At 44.5% G+C, this 3,466-nt stretch carries 4 protein-coding genes; 3 read left to right on the top strand and 1 reads right to left on the bottom strand.

Features of this window, described 5'->3' with window-relative positions:
• Nucleotides 1-266 precede the first annotated feature (266 nt).
• Nucleotides 267-2,069 (top strand): HlyD family efflux transporter periplasmic adaptor subunit, encoded by a 1,803-nt coding sequence (locus QUA13_RS31985; RefSeq protein WP_333205051.1) that lies wholly within the window; start codon nt 267-269, stop codon nt 2,067-2,069.
• A 161-nt stretch (nt 2,070-2,230) separates the two neighbouring features.
• Nucleotides 2,231-2,686, top strand: a complete 456-nt coding sequence (locus QUA13_RS31990; protein WP_333205053.1) for a HetP family heterocyst commitment protein — start codon at nt 2,231-2,233, stop codon at nt 2,684-2,686.
• A 1-nt stretch (nt 2,687) separates the two neighbouring features.
• On the opposite strand, the gene QUA13_RS31995 is transcribed toward QUA13_RS31990, so the two are convergent.
• Nucleotides 2,688-2,834, bottom strand: a complete 147-nt coding sequence (locus tag QUA13_RS31995) for a hypothetical protein (RefSeq protein WP_333205055.1) — start codon at nt 2,832-2,834, stop codon at nt 2,688-2,690.
• Between the two features lie 435 nt (nt 2,835-3,269).
• Here QUA13_RS31995 and QUA13_RS32000 point away from each other — a divergent pair, with 435 nt between their 5' ends.
• Nucleotides 3,270-3,395: a hypothetical protein gene (locus QUA13_RS32000; RefSeq protein WP_333205057.1), complete on the top strand. Its 126-nt coding sequence runs from the start codon at nt 3,270-3,272 to the stop codon at nt 3,393-3,395.
• The last annotated feature ends 71 nt before the right edge of the window (nt 3,396-3,466 follow it).

Raw genomic sequence — 3,466 nt, forward strand, 5'->3', positions numbered from 1 at the left:
TATGTATGACTGTACTTTAAGCCTTGGATAGCTTTCCTCGCCACTCACCCCAAAAAACTGTCCGGACTGTTGTATTTAAGTCATCAGTCATTAGTCATTAGTCAGTAGTCATCAGTCATTAGTCATTAGCAACCAACACAAGACTAAAGATCGTTTTCACTGACTCCTGAATCCTGACTCCTGACTCCTAACTTCTGACTCCTGACTGATAGCTTCTAACAACTGCCAACTGCCAACAGTCAACAGACTAATTTGGAGGAAATACAATGTTTTCAGAAGATGTTAAAGAATTAGGTCGCGATCCTGATGCAATAGGTGAAGTCTATGGGGGAGTAGCTTCAAGACAAGACAGCGAAGCCAGAAAAAAAGACCGCTCTTTAGAAGTAGTAGAATCTAAAAATCGCTCCTCTCAAAGTAATGACGGTATCAATCCTGCGAAGTTTACGGAGCATCATGCTGATAATTGGTCTACTTCTTTGCACTCGGTACTCGACCAGCCGCCAGTATCTTTTCCCCAGCGGTTGATATTAGGAGGAATGGTTTTTTCCGTAGCTTTTGGAGCGTGGGCAACTTTGGGAAAAATTGACCAAGTTGGTCACGCTCAGGGCAAATTAGTTCCCAAAGGTGATGTTTACAAAATTCACCCGACGGAGGGGGGGAAAATTATTAACCTCGCAATCAAAGAAGGTCAAAAAATCAAAGCAGGACAATTATTGGCGGAATTAGACCCGGCGACTGCTGCGAGCGAGGTGGAGCGTCTTGATAAAATTCTGGGCGCTTATCAGATTCAATTGGTGCAGCAGATTAGTTCGATTGAGAGAACTAAACTGGAAGCTGAAGCGAGCCAAGCTATTGCTGCTGCAGACAAGCGGGGGGCTGAAGCTGCGATCGATCGGGCTCGCGCTTCAGCGGCTACCGCCCAGTCTCAAATCGAGCAATTGCAAGCAGATGTAGTCTCTCAGCAAGCGCGCAAGCAACAGCTCAAACCTCTGGAAAAACAGGCAGAAAATCTGTTATCGCAACTGAAAATTGATGTCACTTCTCAACAAGCCAGGCGCGAGCAGGTGACACCGCTGCAAAATAAGAGTCAAGATTTGTTGGCACAATTGCAAGCAAAAGTGGGGGCTCACAAAGAGCGGATAGGGCGGCTCAAACCTTTGGTAGATGAGGGAGCGCTGTCAAAAGATGTATTGTTTCAAGCTGAGGAAGCTCTGCGAGAAAGTGAAAATGCCGTTATTAGAAGCCAGTTGGGGGAAAAAACTCAGGCTGACGATCGAGTATTTGAGGTCGAGCAAACCGTGCGCGACAGGCAAAGTGCTGCCCTCAGGAGTCAACTGTCTGATACAACTCAGGTTAAGGAAAAGCTGTTTGAAGTCGAGCAAGGTTTGCGCGATCGAACTAGCGCCATTTCTCAAGCCCAAGGTGAATTAACTCAACAATTAGCCGAAGTCGATCGACTGCAAGCAGAAGCCTCCAGCAAACAAGCCGCAGCGCGGCAAATGCAGTTAGAAAAAGAGCAAAAAATTCAGCAGTTGGAAATGGAATTAAATCAACTTAAATCCAAAATTGCCGAAACCCAAACCCTGCTCGCTCAAGCAAAAAATAAGCTCAAACAAAGATTTATCTACGCACCCGTCAGCGGAGTGATTTCCGCGCTCAACATTCACAACACCGGCGAAGTCGTGCAACCGGGTCAAACTATTGCAGAAATGACTCCGAATCAGGCTCCTCTGGTGCTGGAAGTCAGTTTGCCGAACCGAGAAGCAGGGTTTGTCAAAACCGGAATGCCAGTACAAGTCAAATTCGATGCTTTTCCCTATCAAAATTACGGTGTGATTCCGGGAAAAGTTGTATCGATTTCGCCGGATGCCAAAACAGACGAGCGATTGGGTGTTTTTTATCGTGTGGAAGTGAGTATCGATCGAGACTCAGTGAAAGCCAACAATCAAACCTGGAAACTCAAAGCTGGCCAGACAGCTACTGCGGAAATTGTCATCCGCCAGCGCAGCATAGCCGACATTTTGCTCGATCCCCTCAAGCAACTACAAAAAGGCGGCATGAGTTTGTAGAAATTAGTCATTAGTCATTAGTCATTAGTCATTAGTCATTAGTCAGTTAACAGTTAACAGTCAACAGTCAACAGTTAACAGTCAACAGTCAGCAATCAACAGTAAATAGTTAACAGTAAACAGTTAACAGTCAACTAATTTACGCAAAATAGGATAAAACTATGAATCCCCAATTTCACCATTCTGCCAATAATTCTCAAGTTGGAATCAAACCCGAACAATTGGATGAGATAATTGCAGCGATTCTGGCAGGAAAGTATTCTTGGGCTTGTTTTTTACTTTTGCGGTGCACGGGTTACAACCCTCTCGACTATATCCCTTACCGTACTTCCAACCGCTTGCTGAAGGAAAACAGTCAAACGAGGAAATCGGAAACTCAGCCGGCGCTGAGCAAAATAGCGGATTTAGATTATGTGGAAGTGGTGAGGGAGAAACGAGCCGGAGTTCGAGGGGGTGATGCCATTCAGATTGGTAGCGAGTTGCACTCAGATACCGCAGGTTTTGTAGCTGAAGTCGGCGGCCCAGGTTCAAATATCTCGGCGCTGGCGGCTGAGGTTGAAAATCAAGGATTTTTTGCTGGATTTAAGACGCGCTGGTTTAATTTGGCGGGCAAGTAAATTAGTCGATCGACCGACAACCCGATTGCGGGCGTTGGGTGTACCAATTTTTTGGTTGACTCACCGCGGGCGATCGGGTTTTCAGAGTTTTCTGCCAAAATGGCAACCCAGTTGTGCGATCGTACCTGATAATTTGTTTGCGAGCCAAAAAAGATCAACCGATCTGCAATTCATGCTGTTGAGCCGGATCAGTGTTTGTCTGTACGGGCGATCGATCCCAATACTAGAATCTGATTACAGTCTCGTTCATAGAGTATAAAACGAGGCTGGTTTTTGTGTCTGAATGCAGCCTGTCTTGGACGCACTCTTTACTTTCATCAACCGGGTTTTTCAACTTTGAGCGAGGTCTATAAGCAAGTATCTGAGTCCATTAAACTCGGTTGATGCGTTTAGGACTCGTCAAGATATCTTCTCTAGTTGGCTAGCAAAAAATCAACATATATTCATGAAGTTACATTGACATTTAAATCTTAAACAAATCTGCCAAATTGGCAACACAGCTCTAATTAGTCCAGATATATTAGGTACATCCAAACAAAACAAGGTTGCTTCAAACAACTACTCAATTAAAAGGACAAAAACCATGATTATCTCAGACTTGAACCATGTCGAAGTAGTTTCAGAATCCACCAGCGTCCTCGGCGGTTTTGACTTAGGCAACGACTACTCGAACGTGTATTTCAACGAGTATTTCAACCTGAATAAATAAGCTGTTGTGCCTTTAAATAGGGTATAATAAAAAATGAGTTTAGTCAATCTCTACAAAAATGCCAGCTAAAA

The sequence above is a fragment of the Microcoleus sp. S28C3 genome, from assembly GCF_036700785.1.
Lineage (GTDB): Bacteria > Cyanobacteriota > Cyanobacteriia > Cyanobacteriales > Microcoleaceae > Microcoleus > Microcoleus asticus.